The organism is Shewanella sp. 10N.286.52.C2 (assembly GCF_002874545.1).
Lineage (GTDB): Bacteria > Pseudomonadota > Gammaproteobacteria > Enterobacterales > Shewanellaceae > Shewanella.
On record NZ_MCTV01000002.1, the window covers coordinates 43,661 to 62,574 of the forward strand.

17 protein-coding genes are annotated in these 18,914 nt (G+C 41.1%); 8 read left to right on the top strand and 9 right to left on the bottom strand.

Annotated features, from left to right (window positions below; all coding sequences use genetic code 11):
• Positions 1–11 precede the first annotated feature (11 nt).
• A complete protein-coding gene (gene nadK / locus BCU94_RS01050; RefSeq protein ID WP_102439520.1) occupies positions 12–890 on the top strand; it encodes an NAD(+) kinase in 879 nt (292 codons plus the stop codon).
• A 114-nt stretch (positions 891–1,004) separates the two neighbouring features.
• Here the strand turns inward: nadK and BCU94_RS01055 are convergent, their stop codons facing one another.
• Entirely contained in the window at positions 1,005–2,042 is a 1,038-nt protein-coding gene (locus tag BCU94_RS01055; protein WP_102475391.1) for a GTP-binding protein, read from the bottom strand.
• A 59-nt stretch (positions 2,043–2,101) separates the two neighbouring features.
• Positions 2,102–3,427: a DEAD/DEAH box helicase gene (locus BCU94_RS01060; RefSeq protein ID WP_102439518.1), complete on the bottom strand. Its 1,326-nt coding sequence runs from the start codon at positions 3,425–3,427 to the stop codon at positions 2,102–2,104.
• A gap of 282 nt (positions 3,428–3,709) precedes the next feature.
• On the opposite strand from BCU94_RS01060, the gene BCU94_RS01065 reads away from it, so the two are divergent.
• The 4 genes from BCU94_RS01065 (at position 3,710) to BCU94_RS01080 (ending at position 8,186) form a co-directional block, all read left to right on the top strand.
• The gene (locus tag BCU94_RS01065) at positions 3,710–4,327 is read left to right on the top strand and encodes a peptidylprolyl isomerase (protein WP_102439517.1); all 618 of its coding nucleotides are present in this window, start codon (positions 3,710–3,712) and stop codon (positions 4,325–4,327) included.
• 299 nt (positions 4,328–4,626) lie between these two features.
• Entirely contained in the window at positions 4,627–5,775 is a 1,149-nt protein-coding gene (gene yiaY / locus BCU94_RS01070; protein WP_102439516.1) for an L-threonine dehydrogenase, read from the top strand.
• Between the two features lie 331 nt (positions 5,776–6,106).
• Entirely contained in the window at positions 6,107–6,472 is a 366-nt protein-coding gene (locus BCU94_RS01075) for a cytoplasmic protein (protein ID WP_102439515.1), read from the top strand.
• Between the two features lie 412 nt (positions 6,473–6,884).
• Complete coding sequence (locus BCU94_RS01080) at positions 6,885–8,186, top strand: NAD(P)/FAD-dependent oxidoreductase (protein ID WP_102475392.1); 1,302 nt, start codon at positions 6,885–6,887, stop codon at positions 8,184–8,186.
• Between the two features lie 164 nt (positions 8,187–8,350).
• On the opposite strand, the gene BCU94_RS01085 is transcribed toward BCU94_RS01080, so the two are convergent.
• The 5 genes from BCU94_RS01085 to BCU94_RS19855 form a co-directional block, all read right to left on the bottom strand.
• A complete protein-coding gene (locus tag BCU94_RS01085) occupies positions 8,351–8,719 on the bottom strand; it encodes a hotdog domain-containing protein (RefSeq protein ID WP_076540291.1) in 369 nt (122 codons plus the stop codon).
• A 257-nt stretch (positions 8,720–8,976) separates the two neighbouring features.
• Positions 8,977–10,002 carry a low-specificity L-threonine aldolase gene (gene ltaE / locus BCU94_RS01090; RefSeq protein WP_102439513.1) on the bottom strand — a complete coding sequence of 342 codons (1,026 nt, stop codon included), beginning with the start codon at positions 10,000–10,002 and terminating at the stop codon, positions 8,977–8,979.
• 88 nt (positions 10,003–10,090) lie between these two features.
• Positions 10,091–10,675 carry a thiol peroxidase gene (gene tpx, locus BCU94_RS01095; protein WP_102475429.1) on the bottom strand — a complete coding sequence of 195 codons (585 nt, stop codon included), beginning with the start codon at positions 10,673–10,675 and terminating at the stop codon, positions 10,091–10,093.
• An 87-nt stretch (positions 10,676–10,762) separates the two neighbouring features.
• Positions 10,763–11,587 (bottom strand): mechanosensitive ion channel domain-containing protein, encoded by an 825-nt coding sequence (locus BCU94_RS01100; protein ID WP_102439512.1) that lies wholly within the window; start codon positions 11,585–11,587, stop codon positions 10,763–10,765.
• Positions 11,588–11,612: 25 nt separating this feature from the next.
• Positions 11,613–12,110 carry an OmpA family protein gene (locus BCU94_RS19855; RefSeq protein ID WP_277869331.1) on the bottom strand — a complete coding sequence of 166 codons (498 nt, stop codon included), beginning with the start codon at positions 12,108–12,110 and terminating at the stop codon, positions 11,613–11,615.
• A 614-nt stretch (positions 12,111–12,724) separates the two neighbouring features.
• On the opposite strand from BCU94_RS19855, the gene BCU94_RS01110 reads away from it, so the two are divergent.
• Entirely contained in the window at positions 12,725–14,230 is a 1,506-nt protein-coding gene (locus BCU94_RS01110; RefSeq protein ID WP_102439510.1) for a peptide MFS transporter, read from the top strand.
• A gap of 114 nt (positions 14,231–14,344) precedes the next feature.
• Here BCU94_RS01110 and BCU94_RS01115 read toward each other — a convergent pair whose 3' ends face one another.
• Positions 14,345–15,490, bottom strand: coding sequence for a response regulator (locus BCU94_RS01115; protein ID WP_102475394.1), 1,146 nt, complete (start codon positions 15,488–15,490; stop codon positions 14,345–14,347).
• A gap of 51 nt (positions 15,491–15,541) precedes the next feature.
• Positions 15,542–16,279, bottom strand: a complete 738-nt coding sequence (locus BCU94_RS01120) for a VacJ family lipoprotein (RefSeq protein ID WP_241901018.1) — start codon at positions 16,277–16,279, stop codon at positions 15,542–15,544.
• A gap of 481 nt (positions 16,280–16,760) precedes the next feature.
• On the opposite strand from BCU94_RS01120, the gene BCU94_RS01125 reads away from it, so the two are divergent.
• Both BCU94_RS01125 and BCU94_RS01130 read left to right on the top strand, forming a co-directional pair.
• Positions 16,761–18,560, top strand: coding sequence for a hypothetical protein (locus BCU94_RS01125; protein ID WP_102475395.1), 1,800 nt, complete (start codon positions 16,761–16,763; stop codon positions 18,558–18,560).
• 34 nt (positions 18,561–18,594) lie between these two features.
• Positions 18,595–18,894, top strand: a complete 300-nt coding sequence (locus tag BCU94_RS01130) for an EscU/YscU/HrcU family type III secretion system export apparatus switch protein (RefSeq protein WP_102475396.1) — start codon at positions 18,595–18,597, stop codon at positions 18,892–18,894.
• Positions 18,895–18,914: the final 20 nt, after the last annotated feature.

Genomic DNA, 18,914 nt, shown 5'->3' on the forward strand with positions numbered 1-18,914 from the left:
CAAATACTAATATGACTAAAAAGTTTCAAACAATCGGCCTCATTGGCAAGCCACATCATCAAGGTACCAATCGCACTTTAAAGCGTTTGCATCATTGGCTTTCCATGCAAGGCTTCGACATATTAGCCGAAGAGCGAGTGGCTTCTGAGTTAAAAGTTGAAGTGGAATCTGTTGATTTAACTGAATTAGGTGAGCGCTGCGATCTCGCTATTGTCGTCGGTGGTGACGGTAATATGCTCGGCGCCGCGCGGGTATTGTCTCGCTTTGACATTGGGGTTATTGGGGTTAACCGTGGCAACCTTGGTTTTTTAACGGATTTACCACCCGATAACTTTGAAGAATCACTTTCTAAGGTACTTGAAGGCGAATACGATACAGAGAACCGCTTTTTGCTAGAGGCTGAAGTGCATCGTCATGGGATTTTAAAAGCCAGTAACTCTGCGGTTAACGAAGCGGTATTGCATCCGGGTAAAGTGGCGCACATGATCCAGTTTGAGGTCTATATTGATGAGCAATTCATGTATAGCCAACGCGCCGATGGCATGATTGTATCAACCCCAACGGGCTCAACAGCTTATGCCTTGTCTGCTGGCGGCTCAATTTTAACCCCTAACCTGCAAGCATTAATTTTAGTGCCTATGTTCCCTCATACACTATCGTCTCGCCCTATTGTGGTGGATGCATGTAGCACCATAAAATTAGTGGTATCACCGGATAACGGCGAGAACTTAGAAGTCAGCTGTGATGGTCACGTTGATTTAGCTGTGTTGCCTGGGGATGAAATTTTTATTCGCCGTAGCAATAATCATTTAAGAATGATCCACCCTAAAGGCCACAATTACTTTGATGTTTTGCGCGCTAAATTGGGCTGGGGCAGCAAACTGTTTTAAGGGCTAATGTTAGCTGCAGTGGTTGAAAATAACTGATGCTTTAGTAACTGTTGTTACTTTAGTAGCAGTTGTTTTAGGAAAAAATTTAACAACAACCACTGTGATCTAGCCCGTCTAAGCCATGTCACTCAAGCAATTGAGGATTTGCTCTGTTAATAATGCCTCTGATAACGGGTTTAAGCTAATTATCTCTAATCTTGAGTCCATGGCTTCATCAAGCTCGTTAATCGACAGCCTGCCATCGACAGCATTAAAAGCGCCAATGCCTTCTTCTGTGATCATTACCGCTTTTATGCGTAGCACCTCATTAAGTAAGCCGTCACACCAGGCAACTAACTTATCAAAGTCAAAACAATGCTCGGCGCTAAAAATCCAGCCAATACTATAAGCCCCTTGGGCTTGATTTAGCTTAGTAATAAAACCTTGGGCATTTAACTCATCATCAACTTTTGTTTCATTTTGATTAAATAATGCTGTGTTTGGCTTGTTAATGGACGTAGCTAAATAAGATGGCGATTTTGTGCTTGGGGGATTAGCAGCTTGTGGCTTTACCAATTCGGCATAAACATGATTAAGTGCATTAGCAGCATTTGAGGCAATACACAGTTTTTTATCATTAGCTAAGTAAGCTGACAAAGAGGCAAAATCATCTTGCTGATATAAATCGGCCTTGCTGGCGTAAATCACTTCTGCAATGTCTATTTGCTGATTAAAGTTACTATTTTCAGTGTAGCGAGTGTCTTTGAGCTTGCGCGCATCAACCACACATAAGGTTTGATTTAACTGCAATACTTGCTGATTAAACTCATTGGTCAGTACCTTGAGTATTTCAGCAGGATGGCCAAGTCCAGTTGGTTCAATTAACAATCTATCTGGCTTAGCTTTTTGAATAATTTGATTAATCGCCACTTGCATCGGTACGCCTGCAGCGCAACATAAGCAGCCACCAGCAACTTCTTTTATGACCACTTGTTCGGATGAGTTGCAGCCAGTTATCAGGCTCGCATCAATACCCACTTCGCCAAACTCATTAACTAGCACAGCCCAAATTTCACCCTTGGGTTTGATTGCCAGTAACGACACAATTAAGCTGGTTTTACCTGCCCCTAAAAAGCCGGTAATGAGGTTAGTATTAATGCGTTTACGGATCACCTGATAAATTCCACTAAATAACTAAATTAAACCCATGTAAATAATAAGCATTGTGATTATTATTTTTTAGCGTACTTGCCTTGTCTAGTCGGCTTAGCGTTCCCATCAGCACGACTACCTTTACCAGCAGGGCCACTTTTAGCTGCGCCGCCGCGATTTCGGTTGCCACCTTGGCGTTTATGTTTAAACAGCTTTTTAGGTTTTTCAGCATCGACTTCTCTATATCGAGCCGGTAATGGCGCGCCAAGTTCATAACCGGGTAACACTACCACAGGTATTGAGGTGCTAATGAGTGCTTCAATGTCTTCTAACAGCTCCATTTCATTTTGTGCGACCAATGAAATGGCCTGACCGGTTAAGCCTGCGCGGCCCGTACGGCCAATACGGTGAACATAATCTTCAGGCTCTGGGGGTAATTCAAAATTAATCACTAATGGTAAAGCTTCAATATCTAGACCCCTTGCGGCGAGATCGGTCGCTATCATGACGCGCAGCTTACCCGTCTTAAACTCTTCTAAAGCACGGTTGCGAGCGCCTTGAGTTTTGTCACCATGAAATACGGCAGCTTTAATACCATCTAACTTAAACTCTTTAAGTAAGTGCTCAGCCGTTTCTTTTAGGCTGGTAAATACCATCACCTGTTGCCAGTTATTACGGCCAATCAGCTCTGACAGTAACTCTGCTTTACGGCGTTTATCTACTTGATATACCGATTGGGTTACCGTTTCAGCAGGTTTTTGATTCGATATATGCACATACTCGGCATTTTTGAGCATTTTTGCCGCTAAGCTTTTGACATCATTAGAATAGGTCGCTGAAAACATCATGGTTTGATGTTGACGATTGATCATCCGCTTCACTTTTTCGATATCTTTAACAAAACCTAAGTCCAACATGCGATCGGCTTCATCGATAACTAAATGGGTCACAAAGGATAAATCAAGGTCATGCTGACCAATAATATCGAATAATCGCCCAGGAGTTGCTACCAAAATGTCGACACCTTTAGCGAGGGCTTTTCGTTGCGGGTTGATATTCGAACCGCCATAAACCGCGAGGCTCTCAAAGGGTAAAAACTGGGCATAGTTAACCAGATTTTGTTCGATTTGAATCGCCAGCTCGCGAGTTGGGGTCATGATCAGTACCCGTAAACGTTGCCAAGCTGTTTTGCTCTCTTGTTCGGCTATTTCAAGCTCAAGACGAGTTAATAAAGGTAAAGCAAATGCAGCAGTTTTACCGGTACCAGTTTGTGCGCTGGCTAATATATCCTTACCTTCAATAGCTAATGGGATCACAATTTGTTGTACGGGGGTCATATCGCTATAACCACATGTGTTAACCGCATCCAAAATCGGTTGTGACAAGCCTAATGAATCAAAAGTCATATTGTTCTCTGAAAACTACTGTTAAAGGCGCTATTGTAGCGACTTAGGTTAATATTAGCGAAATAAAAACCACAGCTAAATAAAGGCACTTAGGCTTAATGCAATGCATTAACCTGTAAAATCAGCCAAGTACATATAAGTTAGCTCTGTTTTATAACACGCTAAGATATGTTATTTCGGCCTTTAGGTAACACTTTGTATCTTATGGTTTTATTTATTGATTTAATTGGCACATTTTAGCAACATAGGTCTCACAATAATAAAACAACTAATAGGCCTGTGATGAAACTGCTATACCCGTTATTATTTGCATTAACCCTTAGCGCTTGTGGTGGCTCAGACTCTGACTCTCAAGTTCCAGAAACTCCTGAGACTACACCACCTGTCGAACCTACTGAGCTAGTTGCCGATATTTGCTATGTTATGTCGACAACAATGGGCGACATCAGCTTAGCCATCGATACCACTAATACACCCATTACTGGAGCGAATTTTAAACGCTATGTCGATGAGCAGTTTTATGATGGCACACTATTTCACCGCGTTGTCTATCAATTTGTTTCACAAGGCGGTGGCTTTACCACAGGATTAGTGAGCAAGCCTGGCTTTGAAGCTATCACATTAGAAGACAATGTCGGCCTAACTAACGCACGTGGCACCATAGCGATGGCGCGCACCACAGTGGCAGATTCAGCCACATCACAGTTTTATATCAACGCCCTCGATAATCCTCAATTAGATTATTCCAGTGGCCAACGTGGTTATGCGGTTTTTGGTCAAGTGTATGACGGTATGGCTGAAGTGGTCGATCAAATTAACATGGTATCGATTAATAGTAATAGCGTACCTGTAACAGATATCGTCATCAACAGCGTTGAAGAAACCAGCTGCCCACAATGATAACCTAGCAAAAAATTTGTATGTGACTAATGTATAGCGCTTTATTATTAACGCCCGCAACAATTATCGTTGCGGGCTTTTTATTGGTTTACAGCGCAAATAAAACCAAAAGTACAATCAAGATTACACTTCACTAGCAAAACCAGAGCTAGCTCCGCTAATTACGATTAAAACCACAGAAACAACATGAACAAGTTTAAATGTATGAAATAAGTCACAAATTATAGTCAATATGATTGGTAATTTAATGACATTAAAGAATTCTGTATTAATTATTTTAATCATTAAAGAGGTTTCCCATGGCGACTAAATTTTTCATTCCTAGCGTAAATATTCTCGGTCAAGACAGTGTTAATGAAGCAATCAATGACATCAAAACACTGGGCTTTAAGCGCGCACTTATTGTTACTGATGCACCGTTAGTAAAAATTGGTTTAGTTGATAAAGTAGCGGCTAAGCTTATGGACAATGGCATTGCAGTATTTATCTTTGATGGCGTACAACCTAACCCAACCATGGGAAATGTTGAAGCAGGCTTAGCAATGCTTAATGCCAACGAGTGTGATTTTGTTATTTCGTTAGGTGGCGGCTCGCCACATGATTGCGCTAAAGGTATCGCTTTAGTGGCGACCAATGGTGGTAGCATCAAAGACTACGAAGGCTTAGATGTTTCAACAAGACCACAAATGCCGCTAGTCGCAATTAACACTACGGCTGGCACAGCCAGTGAGATGACCCGTTTCTGTATTATTACTGATGAGTCACGTCATATTAAAATGGCGATTGTCGATAAAAACACCACCCCTATTTTGTCAGTAAATGACCCTGAACTCATGGTTGAAAAACCTGCGGCGTTAACAGCCGCAACCGGTATGGATGCATTAACTCATGCGGTGGAAGCTTATGTATCAACAGCTGCGAACCCAATTACCGATGCTTGTGCAATTAAAGCCATCGAGCTGATTAAAGCTAACTTGGTTAATGCGGTTGAACAAGGTGATGATATCAATGCTCGTGAGCAAATGGCTTACGCGCAATTCTTAGCGGGAATGGCATTTAATAATGCTAGCTTAGGTTATGTTCATGCGATGGCCCATCAACTTGGCGGCTTTTATGATTTACCACACGGTGTGTGTAATGCACTATTACTGCCGCATGTACAAGCTTACAATGCGCAAGTGGTGCCAGGTAAATTAAAAGACATTGCTAAAGCAATGGGTGTAGATGTGGCGCAATTAGATGATACTCAAGGCGCAGCGGCTGCAATCGAAGCCATTAAAACCTTGTCTGTTGCAGTCAATATCCCAGCAAATTTAACTGAACTTGGAGTTAACCCAGAAGACATCCCTACATTGGCTGATAATGCGTTAAAAGATGCCTGTGGCCTCACTAACCCAAAACAAGCGACCCATGGTGAGATTTGTGAAATATTCACTAACGCACTATAGGTTACAACCGTAAGTTTCATATATTCGCGGCTCAAGCTGATCCGCGAATAAAGCCTGTCAATGGCTGGCATTCTCTACTAGAGAACAACCTGACTAAAACACAGCTTAAGGCCAATAAAATTGCCATTAAGCTATTGAAATAGCGCCAGCCACAGCGCTAAAAATAATAGTCACACTTAAGTATTCTAACTACAAACTGATACTTTTATTTAATAAATAATACACTTACACACATAACTGTTAACCGCGTCTAACTTCTCAAAATAACCATTGACCTGCCTTAAAATAGGGGTCTATGATGAAGTTACATTCTTAAATAAGTAGGTAAGCTATGACTGCAATCACTCATGTGTATAACTACACAGTAAGATGTCCTCACTATAAAGAAAAAGATAAAACAGCTAGCTGGTTAAACCACATAGAAATCAACCAATCCTCAGAAATTGCACTAAACCGCATCACCAAATGGCACAATGCACCCGGTTCAAAATCATTTGAAAGCGGAAAGTTTGTCGTTAGAAAGTCGGACACCGACAACACTTATTACTCAATGCAAAGCAATCGCCTGTTAAATGATGCCCACGCTATGGTCACCTTTAAGATCTTCCTCGATGATTGCTGCCAAGATGCAGATCCAGAGAAAATCATTGCCCACTTAGTCGAAGACTATAACAAGCGCCTTGCTAAAGCTCAGTAACGTTTCCAAGGATTACTGAATCACCGAAAAACGCTGTTATGTTTTTCGGTGACAATCTCAAATATTACCAAAGCCAATACGTGATCCAGTTAACACTATTCCAAACTAGTTAACCATCAGTTCACAGTTCCACACTCTTATTAAGACATCCCAGCTTTGTTTACTATATAAACTGCTTCTCATAATTTTTAACACGCTTTACGACTGCCTTTTAACGCTTCGATATGCTGCGTTCTTTTTTAATCTTATAAATTAACTCGCTTTACTCTGACTACCTTTACATGACAAGTGAGTTTGCAACGCTAAAGCGCATAATTTTTATAAGATTTTGTCGATTCTGTTCCTTGTCGTTAAAGCCATACCGATAAAAATATAACCGAATTATTTTAACTTCACTAAAGGAGCATCTTAGATGCAAGCAGTTCCGAATATCGTCATCGTTGGCGGCGGCGCAGGTGGCATGGAAATCGCCACTAAATTGGGTCATAAAGTTGGTAGAAAAGCCAAAGCAAAAGTCACACTCGTGGATTGTGCCGAAAGCCATGTGTGGAAACCACTGCTTCATGAAGTGGCTACTGGCGCCTTAGATATTGGCATTGATGCAATTAGCTACCGTGGCCACGCCTCAGCACATGGTTACCATTTTCAACAAGGTGCAATGATTGATATTAATCGTGATGATAAACATATTATTTTAGCGCCAATTAATGATGAAGACGGGGATGAACTCTTACCCGCTCGTCATATTCCTTATGACTATTTAGTGATTGCCATTGGCAGCGTAGCCAATGACTTTAATATTCCTGGCGTCAAAGAGCACAGCCTGTTTTTAGATAACACTGAACAAGCGATGCAAATTCGTAAGCTGTTATTAAATAAATTTATGCGCTATGCCAGTCATCATCAACTGGATGATAAAATTAAAATTGCTGTGGTAGGTGCAGGTGCGACTGGTGTGGAAATGTCGGCTGAAATGCACCATGCGGTAGAGCAACTCAGTGGCTTTGGCTATAAAATTGATACCAGTTTGCTGGAAGTTTCCCTCATTGAAGCTGATGAGCGCATTTTACCTAAAGTCGGCAAAGTAGAAATTTCTGACTCAGTGACCCGTGAACTCAAGCAATTGGGAGTGAAGGTCATGACAAACACCCGCATTACACAAGTGACACCAGAAGGCTTATCGACAACAGATAACACCTTGATCCCTGCAGATATGGTTATATGGTCAACAGGTGTTAAAGCACCAAACTTTTTAAATAATATTGGTGGTCTTGAAAGTAATCATATTAACCAAGTGATGGTGAAGCAAAATATGCAAACCACCCTAGACCCCTCAATCTTCTCTATTGGCGATTGTGCAGCTTGCCCACAAGCTGATGGCAGCTGGGTACCTCCACGAGGCCAGTCAGCAAGACAAATGGCATTAATGACAGCTGATAACATTATGTTGATGCTTGCTGGCAAAGATCCTAAAAATGAATACGTTTACAAAGATTTAGGTTCGCTGGTGAACCTGTCGAAGTTCCACACTGTCGGTAACCTAATGTCATTTATGGGTGGCGGGGTTTTGGTTGAGGGTAAAATTGCCCGTTTTGTTTACACCTCACTTTATCGTCGTCACTTAATTGAGCTGCACGGTGTGGTGAAAGGCACCTTAATGATGCTGGCAAAAGGGATCAGCCGCATTATTCATCCGCATCTTAAATTACACTAAAGTGGAATTAGGCGCTTAAGCGCTAACTGATAAAGATAATACATTAACCTTGCCAGCTTTAGATCAATTAAAGCTGGCAAGGTTAACGCCAGTGAACGACTCTATTGGGGCTAGTTTGCTAAACACTTACCTTTACCGGTACTCGCAATGATTAAACCATCCCCTTAGGCGGCATTCGCTCTAATACCATGAGGGATCGGTAAACCTCTTTCATTAATGTTCACAAACACAATTTTATCGATATAAGCGATCGGTGCATTGCTAAGGCTATTTCTCACTTTACATCTTAATGTAATAGAACTTTGCCCTAAGCTAATGGCTTCCATACCAAACTCAATCACATCACCCATTTTAGCGGGACTCATAAAATTAATTTCTGACACTAACTTAGCCATTAGCTGCTTACTGTGCATTTGACAGCGGGCAAATATCGACGCTTCTTGATTAAGCCACATCAGTAGCTGGCCACAACATAGACTTTGTTCTGCATTTAAATTTACTGGTTTTACAATATGACGGCCTAAATATTCCATAATATTGCTCCTTGAATTACTATACCACTTTATAGGTAGCAACTTTAAAGCCAACTCTTCAAGCTGTTGAAATAATTAAAAATGATAAAACCATGATTTAAATATGGTCTCTTAACTGCGCCATAATATTACAACCTCAGTACTTGCTTGCACCAAAAAAAAGCACCTCTTGGCAGAAGTGCTTTTAAAGACAATCAATAACTGATTGAGCGCTCATTTATGGGTGCCACATTTGAGCTAAGACAGTTTTATCTGGATTATTTATTATTCAGCTGGACAATTATTTGCTTCAAGGTAGTGATAAAAGTCACAATATCCTGCCGGCTAATATCTTTGTGGGTCACCAAGCGTAATGACGATGACGGACTGATAATGATGCCCTTTTGCGCCAATAGTAAAGCGAGATGCTTGACATCATATGCCTTATCTAAAGATGCAAACACCATATTAGTTTGAACTAAATTGATATCCACTGAAAACTCAGGCATTTCAGATAACAGCTGTGCTAAAAGCGCGGCATTATCATGATCTTCTGCCAACCTATCCACTTGCTCGGTAATAGCCAATTGGGCTGCTGCTGCAATAATACCCGCTTGCCTCATACCGCCACCGAGCACTTTACGCCAGCGTATAGCTTTTTGTATTAAGCGCTCATCCCCAAGCAATATTGAACCTATTGGCGCAGCTAAGCCCTTTGATAAGCAAATTGAAACCGAATCAAAATACTGAGTAATCTCACTAATGGGTATATTTTGTGCCACTGCAGCATTCGCTACGCGCGCGCCATCTAAGTGGATTTTTAAATTATGATTAAAGGCTAATGCTTGGGCATCAGCAAGGTATTTCTGCGGTAACACCTTACCACCAATGGTATTTTCAAGGCTCAATAAACGAGTATGCGCAAAATGAATATCATTAGGCTTAATAGCAGCTTCAATATCTGCAAGTAAAATTGAACCGTCTGGCTGATTGTTTAACGGTTGCGGTTGAATACTGCCCAGTACTGCTGCCCCGCCACCTTCAAATTTATAATTATGAGCCTGTTGACCACAAAGGTACTCATCACCTCGCTCACAATGTGCCATTAAGGCCAATAAATTAGCTTGAGTACCAGAACTAACAAACAAAGCACTATCAAAGCCATATAAGTCAGCAGCCATATCTTGTAAATGGTTTACCGTGGGATCATCACCATAAACATCATCGCCAACCTCGGCATTCGCCATGGCTTTACGCATGGCATCTGTGGGTTTTGTTACCGTATCACTGCGAAAATCAATCATATCCACTCTCAATAAACTGGCGCGAGTACTGTTTCTAGTACTGTAAAATTAGCTTATTCTACCCCAGTTATTCGTGCTTAAGCTTGTGCTAGTCGGCAGAAATTTTATTTAATGCCGATAATGCGGCGTCGTAATCTGGATGATTAGCCACCTCAGCTACAAGTTCTTTATATTTGAGTGTTCCGTTCGTATCAATAATCAAAATAGCTCTCGCAAGTAAACCGCGGTCTTTGATCAGTAAACCATATTTATGACCAAAATCTCGCCATACAGCATCTGATAGCACTGTTATTTTATCCACTTGCTCTGCCTGACAAAAACGCTTTTGAGCAAAAGGTAAATCGGTGCTAATAGTTAACATCACCACATTGTCGTTGTATTGACTGACTGATTTATTAAATCGCTTAGTCTGCAACGCACAGACCCTAGTATCTAAGCTAGGCACAGCACTAATTAATACGGTTTTTCCTTTAAAGTCAGCCAGGCTTATGGGCTCGAATATCTCATTAACAAGGGTAAAGTCAGGCGCTTGAGTATTAACGCTTAATTGCTGGCCTACTAACGCCATCGGCTTACCGCCCATAGTAATTGTCGTCACTTCACTGCCAACACTGACATTAGGCAAGGTAAGTGCAATAACCACTGCGACTGAAGATAGAATATTATTGTACATTTTTAACCTCACGAAATCATTGCGATAAAATGGCCATAAAAAAGCCAGCATAATAGCTGGCTTTGTGAACAAAATGCACTAAATAGGCTATTTAGCTGGCATTTCTTTTAAATGTAAATCCATTTGTGGGAATGGAATTTCAATAGCTGCAGCATCTAGCGCATTCTTAATCTGTTCTAGTAACTCAAAATGAGCTGGCCAGTAATCGGCAGTGTTAACCCATGGACGAACCACGAAGTTAATAGAACAATCTGCTAGTTCACCTAGTGCAACAGTGTATGCAGGATCTTTAAGAACATATTGATTATTGTCTAATACAGAAGAGATAACTTTCTTGGTTGCTGCGATATCTGAGGTGTAACCCACTCCGATAACTAAATCAACTCGACGTGTTTCTTTAGTTGAGTAATTAATAATAGTGCCATCCATCATCGCTGAGTTTGGAGCAATAATGGTCTTGTTATCGCCAGTACGAAGTTTAGTTGAGAAAATAGTTATTTCTTCAATCACTCCCGCTACACCAGCGGCTTCAACAAAATCACCTACACGACAAGGGCGGAAGATAACCATCAACACACCTGCGGCAAAATTTGACAATGAACCTTGCAGCGCTAAACCTACAGCTAAACCTGCAGCACCCAATACAGCGACTAGTGATGCTGTTTGTACGCCAATTTGACCTAAGGTTGCGATAATCGTAAATACAAATACCACGCCCCAAACCAAATTACCGACAAATGATGCTACGGTTTCATCAATTTTACGGCCCAGTAATAGTTTTGTAGTTAATTTCTTAGCTACGTTAGATAGATATTTACCTACGATAAATATCAAAATGGCCATCACAACTTTTAATCCATAAGTGATTAAAAATTCAGGCGCTTGTGCCATCAAACTCTCGATGCTTTCCATGGTTTACTCCCTTTATTAATAATAATTATTCAAACTTGAATTCAACGCGTCTATTTTTTTGCCTACCTAGCGCGGTACGATTTGTTGATATGGGAGCCAAACTCCCCATACCACTAACTTCTATTACATCGGCATCAATCGCAAACTGCTCGACCAAAATATCTTTAACTGATTGGGCTCTTTTTACTGACAAACTGGCGTTTAATTGCTCACTACCAATGTTGTCGGTGTGACCTAGTAAAGAAATACTGACAAGCTTATTGTCCTTAATGAGCTGGTGCGCCCGCTCAATACTGGGTAATTGCGACCTTAACACCCGAGACTGGCCAAAATTAAAATATATCGGGCTGACGCTCACTAAGCCCAAGCTTTGCTGGCAACCGTTGGCAAGTACAGCTGTATTAATCTGTGTATTGGGACAGGCATCTTTTTTATCTGGTACGCCATCAAGATCACTATCAACCCAAGCAAGCACTGAACTGCTAAAAACTAAGCTGCATAAACAAACAAGTTGTCGATACAAGATCCTGCCTCCGCCATCAAAGTCAGTTAATTACACTCAATGGCCAGACACTTAATATGCAATAAAACTAAAAATTGTTTTTTTGACACTAAAATCCAATGAGTTACATTTTATATACTTGTTAAAAATTTGCAAAGCGTTTACACAATTAAAACAAGTATAGATTCTATTTGTCAGCCCGCTAACCGACCTCATACTAAATAATCGTCACAAATTCTGTTATCCGTTGTTATGGTGACTTTAATAGCATTTGCCAGCTAAAAGCTTGCCAACTAGCACCAAAAAAACAACAAAGGTATCTTTGCAAGCGGTTAAAAACTGATTCAACGTCTACATTTACAAACGCTGATCGCCCATGGCCATTGACTTTTACGGCTTATAAGATGTATATAAGGGTAGCTTTTTAAGGTTTTAATCCTTAAAACTTTAAAATGACAACATTTACTATAATAAATAAACAACAAAGTGGTTAAATTTATAGCAACTAAGTTGAAACGCGACAGAATGTTATTCTGAAAATATCAATACGTTGAACATAATCACAATTGCAAACAACAATTTCTGTGGCGACAGTGGTCCCGCAGGCAAATCACAAGCTTAAGGTGGAAGACTTAATGAGCAATGCAAAACCACAGGGGACCATGCTTGGTCATCCCAAGGGGCTTTTCCTGCTGTTTACAACAGAACTATGGGAAAGATTCAGTTATTACGCGATGCGTGCCATTTTGGTGCTCTATCTGGTCGATAAAGTTGAGTCTAATGGTGGTAGTGGTCTTGGTTGGACTCAAGCAGACGCACTTTCTCTTTATGGAACATTTACCGGTTTAGTGTACTTAACCCCGCTTATTGGCGGATGGTTAGCGGATAATATTTTAGGCCAACGTAAAGCGATTTATATTGGCGGCTTCTTAATGGCTGCAGGTCAATTTACCCTAGCAGCACCACATAGCTGGATGCCAGGTCTAGAAACAACCATGTTTTACATTGGCCTAGGCACCTTGATTATTGGTAACGGTCTATTTAAGCCAAACATCTCAACTATGGTTGGTGACTTATATGAAGAAGGCGATCACCGTCGTGATGGTGCATTTACTATCTTCTATATGGGTATTAACGTTGGTGCGGCATTATCAGGTTTCATTGTGGCATGGGCATACACCCAATTTGGCCATAGCATTGTTATTGACGGCAAAGAAGTATTTGTTAACAACTGGCAAGCAGGTTTCTTCTGTGCGGGTATTGGTATGGTTGCGTCATTAATCATCCAATTCCTATTCGCGCAAAAGCTACTTGGAGATATCGGTACGGTTCCTGCCGCTAAACTTGAAAAGCAAAAAAATGAAGCTAAAGGTGAAACACGTAAAGAGCCTTTAACTAAAGTTGAACGTGATCGCATTAAAGTGATCATGGTAATGGGTTTATTCACGGTTATTTTCTGGGCAGGCTTTGAGCAAGCTGGCGGATTAATGAACTTATTCACTAACAACTTTACCGATCGTATGATTGGTGGTTGGGAAGTTCCAACGACTTATTTCCAATCACTTAATGCTATCTTTATCGTTGTTTTTGCCCCTGTTATTGCGTCTATTTGGATCCGCTTAGGTAAAAACGAACCTAACTCACCAGTTAAATTTGCATTAGGTTTAGTATTACTGGGTATTGGTTTCCTATTCATGATCGGTGCTGTACTTGAAATGGGCGGCGACGCAAACGCTAAGTCAAGCATGTGGTGGTTAGTCGGTGCATACTTCTTCCACACCATGGGTGAATTATGTTTGTCACCAATTGGCTTATCAATGGTCACTAAATTGGCTCCACTGCGTATCGCATCATTAATGATGGGTGCTTGGTTCCTATTTATCGCAGCGGCTAACAAAATTGGTGGCTTAGTAGGTTCATTAATTGGTCACGGCGGTGATGTGGAAGATCAACTTGCCAATGCAATGTCTATTTTTGCTGGTATTGCGATCACAGCAGGTATCTCAGCGGTTATCTTATACTTCATGGCTGACAAGCTAGTTGATTGGATGCACGGCGCTGAAGGTCACAACGAAACTGAAGAGCAAGCGTTAACTGAAGAAATTGCAGTGACGGCTGAACATGAAGCAATAAAGCATTAATACTTAGCTTTAGTGCATCATGAATTAAAAAACCTCGCCATTTGCGAGGTTTTTTATTTCAGCTTTATTTATCCAATACTGTGTTTATGACGTGGGCAGCTTGCATTTAATCTATTACAGCTTAAAAGCTAACTCCATAAAGCCGCCAGCGGCTAGCGCTTCATCATAGAACAAGCCATTAAATTGGTTATTCAGTAATCGAGCTCGATGATTTGCATCACTGCTGACAATACAGATCTTTTCTTCTGGCAGTAAACTCCTAAACTGCATACTAGGCTTATTCCACTCATCTGAGCCTAGTTGTCGTGAAGGTGAAATCGCCAATGGTGCTAAACCGTTATTATTACGTAAATAGCAACGCAGTCCGCTACCAGCTTGGCCAATCGCAACTCTGAAGTGTTCAAGCTCAACACACACATACACCATATCCACATACAAGTTCAGGCCTGAAGTCACCATACGCTCATTCAAGTAGCTCAGCATATTGTAAGGCTCGATTAAGGTATCACTGACGCCATTACGGTATTGTTTTAATTTTTGGTTAACAAAGCTTCGCATTAATACACAGCCGAATGCGGCGCGATTATCTTCAGGATAAAAATGCGCCATGTACATCATTAAATGCTTATCTCCCACCATAGTGGAATCAATAAAATAAGCACTTACATCACTATTTTTACACAAGCTATAGTGAACATCGGCGTTAGGGTAACCAATATTTGAGGTAGGAAACAATTGCTGCTGCACACTCTTAGCTGCTTCAGCACTGCTTTCCAGTAGGCTAAAGTTATCAGCTAATTCTTGATATGATAAATCTTCGCTCATCTTAGCGGCAGAGTTGATAACTGCATGGCTGTCATTAAAATCAAGCTTATCGGACTGAGCCTGCGGCGCTATAGCTTGTTCAATGGCTTGCTGGATGATAAAAAGATCAGAAACGGGTTTGACTAAGTAATCGCTGGCGCCATAGCGCAAAGCTTCCACGACATCAGCCATCACATTATTACCTGATATGACAATTGAAGGGACTGAAGGGTTTAACTCGATTATCTGTTTAAGCATACCAAGGCCCCCTAAGCGTGGCATGCTTAAATCAGCAATGACGATATCAACAGGCTGTGCTTGAAAGGCTTTGACGCCCTCTTCACCATTTTCTGCTTCAAAAACCACAGCGCCTTGCTGAGTTAAAAAGTCAGCGACTAACTGCCTAAAAACTGCATCATCTTCAACTAATAACACGGCGACATTGGTTAATGCCATAAAACTCCCCCGATAGCACTGCTGTCGAAGAAGCCTCATCGTTCAGCAATATCACTCAAGCTCTAATAAATATTCTTCTAGTAATTCATCATCATCTTGTTTGACTGGCACGTTGCCATCATAAACTTTGTAATCCATATATTGAAAATAGGCTTCTTTGACAAATGTGTATGGATCAAGTGCATTATCTAATAGACGTTCTTGATCGATGGCTGATGCTCGTGAGTCGAGGTTTTTCAAGCCCCACTTAAGGACTGACTGCCATAACAAGAACTCTGACAAAGGAAAGTATAGACTATCAACCCAATCTGAGGCGAGTTCCCTTGTCACATAAGGACCAAAAAAAGGCGCCATAAAATAAGGGCCGTTTGGCACGCCGTAATAACCTAACACTTCATTGAAGGCATCTTGTTTGCGGGTCATGCCCATCATGTCTGCCACATCAATCACCCCAAAAAGTCCTAGAGTGGTATTAACGGTAAATCGGCCACCAGCATTGGCTGCCCAGCCCCACTTACCTTGTAATGCGTTATTCACTAACGAACTTGGTTCTTCAAAGTTACGCACAAAATTATTAACCCCAGACTTTACTGGTGTTGGCAAATAATCATTATATCCATGGGCTATAGGGCGGAAAAAATGACGATCAAGATAGTGGTAATTAAAATCCCACATGGCACGGTTAAATCCCTCTATGGGATCGCGAGGATCATCATAGATGACTTCGACATCAGGCTTGTTTGCCTGCTGAATAGGTTCGGCTTTTAATGAAAAGACACTGCAAGCCATCAATAAAGAAAGCAACAACAATTTATACTTCATACATCTCTCTTTCGGGACAATTCAATACTGAAATACTCTGAGTTAAGGCTCTATTTCAGTCGCGCTAGATTACAAATTCAACTTGTATTCACTTACCAGTAAAGCTTACAGATTAACTCTAGCAAAGATTTACATTGAAGATTAAAGCAAAGGACTATCAAGTCGATACAGTCTGTATAACCTATTCTGTGTAACGCTATTTAAGTTAGCCAAATAAACTTTTAAGATTTCATTTACAGTATTAATTGCGCGAATTTATCACTGTTGATAGTCAAAAATACTACAACTACAACACCTATAGTCAACAATTACGGCTAAGGATACTCAAGGAGTGTAGGAGATCAACGCTTAAATTGTAATAGAACATATTTAAAGGTGATAGTTAGGTAATGGTTTCGTAAATTGTTACGTAAATAGCAATAAACAACTTGAGTGACGATAAAAAAATATGACACAAGGCTTAATCACAGCAAGACTGGCGACAACTGAAGCCTCAAAAATGCGCCACAATTTAACCAGCGCGAATATCGCTAAACCAGCAAGCTTAGTGCCTGTTACGCTGCCATCTTCAATACGGTCATCATCGACAACACAATCATCATCGACACCGCTATTATCAGCTACAAACCAAGCGTCTACAGCCTGCTCATCATCTATACCCCAGTTATCTCAAGATACCAAAAACCATGCCGCGGTTACCTTTGCCGTCGCGAATAAAACATTTCAATTTTCAGCCTGCCATCAAATACAGCAAATCCTGCGTTCTGGTGGGCAGTTAATGTTAAACAATGACACGATAAAGCAATTAACTAAGCTCACTGGTACCGCATCTCATAAACAGGCCACAACGAGCAGTCTCACCAATAAGCAGTTAGTGCTAGTCGCACCTGCGATACAAACTAAGCTGCCTATTGAGCTGCTAAAACTGGCACAAAGCAATAATATTTCATCACCGCAATTATTGGCCTTGGCCGCCAGAGCACAAGGTTACCCGCTACCTGTGGTTGAAATAAAACATAATCACTTGCGCTTTAATACCGGGGCTGAGATTTCAGTGTCAGCATCAGCAAAATTGCCTCAAGGCCAACACCTTGCTCATATCAACCAAGTGGCTGGGAAACCGCTGTTAACATTAACCCCAATATTGCATGTTGCGACTGCTGATTTGTTTGCGATTGACACCAATAGCCACAATGACAACAATCACAATAAGTTAAAGGCGATCTCAGAACATATTGTGGTAAGAAAAGATGAACCGGCCCAATTACTGAGTCAGCTATTAAAAAAGCTTGAGCAAATACCTTTAAGAGCCAGTGTTGAAACCACGGTGACCAATGTAAAACCACCTCAGCAACAGGTAAACTCGCATCAACACGCTGCAAGCTCAACTGTGGCTCAAGTAAACAAAAGCCCCGTTGAAGTACTGAAACAAAATTTACATAAAGCTGGCGCAATGCCACTTAAAAATGCTTGCAGCAATAATGCAACTAATACCCTTGTCAGTGCTTTATTAGCATTACTGCCGAGCTTAAATCCACGGCCATTAACCCAACTTGCAGATCAAAGCTTATTAAAACAAGAGCTACTGAGCTTAACCAACTTAAATCTGGCCAATACGCAGCAGCTACCCAATACAGCATTAACAGCTGGGGCAATTAGCGCACTATTTCAGTTGCTCATTGGCTTTAAACGCCAAGGCGCTCACACCCAGCTGAGCCCGTCATTGCAGCACTACCTTGATAAACTGCAGCAAAAAGTACTCAACAACACTGACCAAAGCCAATTGCTTTTAAGTGCCTTAGATAAAGCCCGCAGCGTCGAGTCCTTAGGCAAACTAGCCTCTAGCTTTGGCGGATACCAACAAGCGAGTAGCGACGCTAATCAGCATCTCGCTTGGTATATAGCGCTGCCTTACTCCATTGGCCCACGAAAAGAGCAATTAGAGGGCAAGTTTGAACGGGGCTCTTCTAATGATAACAGCGCGATAACAAGTTGGCGGTTGCAATTAAAATTTAATCTGGCTCAGGGGGCTTTATTGGTTAATGCCCATAAGATAGGAGATTTTCTTGATGTTAAATTTACCAGTGAAAATCAAAGCCTGTTAGATAAAGTGAGTGATTTTCAAGCGCTATTAAGCATAAAAATAAATCAGGCAGGCTTTGTCGCGCGAGAGTTCACCACGGTAATTGATAATGTACCCGCAACCTTATTACCAGGCGATCATTATCTAGTAAAAACCAATGCTTAAGATGCACTTTAAGACGTGAAATTAGGAGCAAATAATGACTAAAATTAAGAAAGCGGTCGCGCTAAGCTTTGATGGCATTAGCGCGCCAACGATCACCGCCACAGGCAAAGATTTAGTCGCTGAAGAGATAATAGCACTAGCAAAAGATGCTGGCGTCTATATCCATCAAGATGAGAATTTAAGTGAATTTTTACAGTTATTAGCACTCGGTGAACAAGTGCCCCAAGAGCTCTACACCTTAATCGCCGAGCTCATTGCATTTGTGTATATGTTAGATGGTAAATTTCCAGAGCAATGGGATAACTTACATCAAAAAATCATTGAACAAGCTTAGCGCTTTCGCAAAATGACGAG

Excerpts from the sequence above, each read along its gene's own strand:
- nadK (WP_102439520.1), top strand. The coding sequence starts at position 12 with ATGACTAAAAAGTTTCAAACAATCGGCCTCATTGGCAAGCCACATCAT.
- BCU94_RS01060 (WP_102439518.1), bottom strand. The coding sequence starts at position 3,427 with ATGACTTTTGATTCATTAGGCTTGTCACAACCGATTTTGGATGCGGTT.
- BCU94_RS01065 (WP_102439517.1), top strand. The coding sequence starts at position 3,710 with ATGAAACTGCTATACCCGTTATTATTTGCATTAACCCTTAGCGCTTGT.
- yiaY (WP_102439516.1), top strand. The coding sequence starts at position 4,627 with ATGGCGACTAAATTTTTCATTCCTAGCGTAAATATTCTCGGTCAAGAC.
- BCU94_RS01075 (WP_102439515.1), top strand. The coding sequence starts at position 6,107 with ATGACTGCAATCACTCATGTGTATAACTACACAGTAAGATGTCCTCAC.
- BCU94_RS01080 (WP_102475392.1), top strand. The coding sequence starts at position 6,885 with ATGCAAGCAGTTCCGAATATCGTCATCGTTGGCGGCGGCGCAGGTGGC.
- BCU94_RS01085 (WP_076540291.1), bottom strand. The coding sequence starts at position 8,719 with ATGGAATATTTAGGCCGTCATATTGTAAAACCAGTAAATTTAAATGCA.
- ltaE (WP_102439513.1), bottom strand. The coding sequence starts at position 10,002 with ATGATTGATTTTCGCAGTGATACGGTAACAAAACCCACAGATGCCATG.
- tpx (WP_102475429.1), bottom strand. The coding sequence starts at position 10,675 with ATGTACAATAATATTCTATCTTCAGTCGCAGTGGTTATTGCACTTACC.
- BCU94_RS01100 (WP_102439512.1), bottom strand. The coding sequence starts at position 11,587 with ATGGAAAGCATCGAGAGTTTGATGGCACAAGCGCCTGAATTTTTAATC.
- BCU94_RS01110 (WP_102439510.1), top strand. The coding sequence starts at position 12,725 with ATGAGCAATGCAAAACCACAGGGGACCATGCTTGGTCATCCCAAGGGG.
- BCU94_RS01115 (WP_102475394.1), bottom strand. The coding sequence starts at position 15,490 with ATGGCATTAACCAATGTCGCCGTGTTATTAGTTGAAGATGATGCAGTT.
- BCU94_RS01120 (WP_241901018.1), bottom strand. The coding sequence starts at position 16,279 with ATGGCTTGCAGTGTCTTTTCATTAAAAGCCGAACCTATTCAGCAGGCA.
- BCU94_RS01125 (WP_102475395.1), top strand. The coding sequence starts at position 16,761 with ATGACACAAGGCTTAATCACAGCAAGACTGGCGACAACTGAAGCCTCA.
- BCU94_RS01130 (WP_102475396.1), top strand. The coding sequence starts at position 18,595 with ATGACTAAAATTAAGAAAGCGGTCGCGCTAAGCTTTGATGGCATTAGC.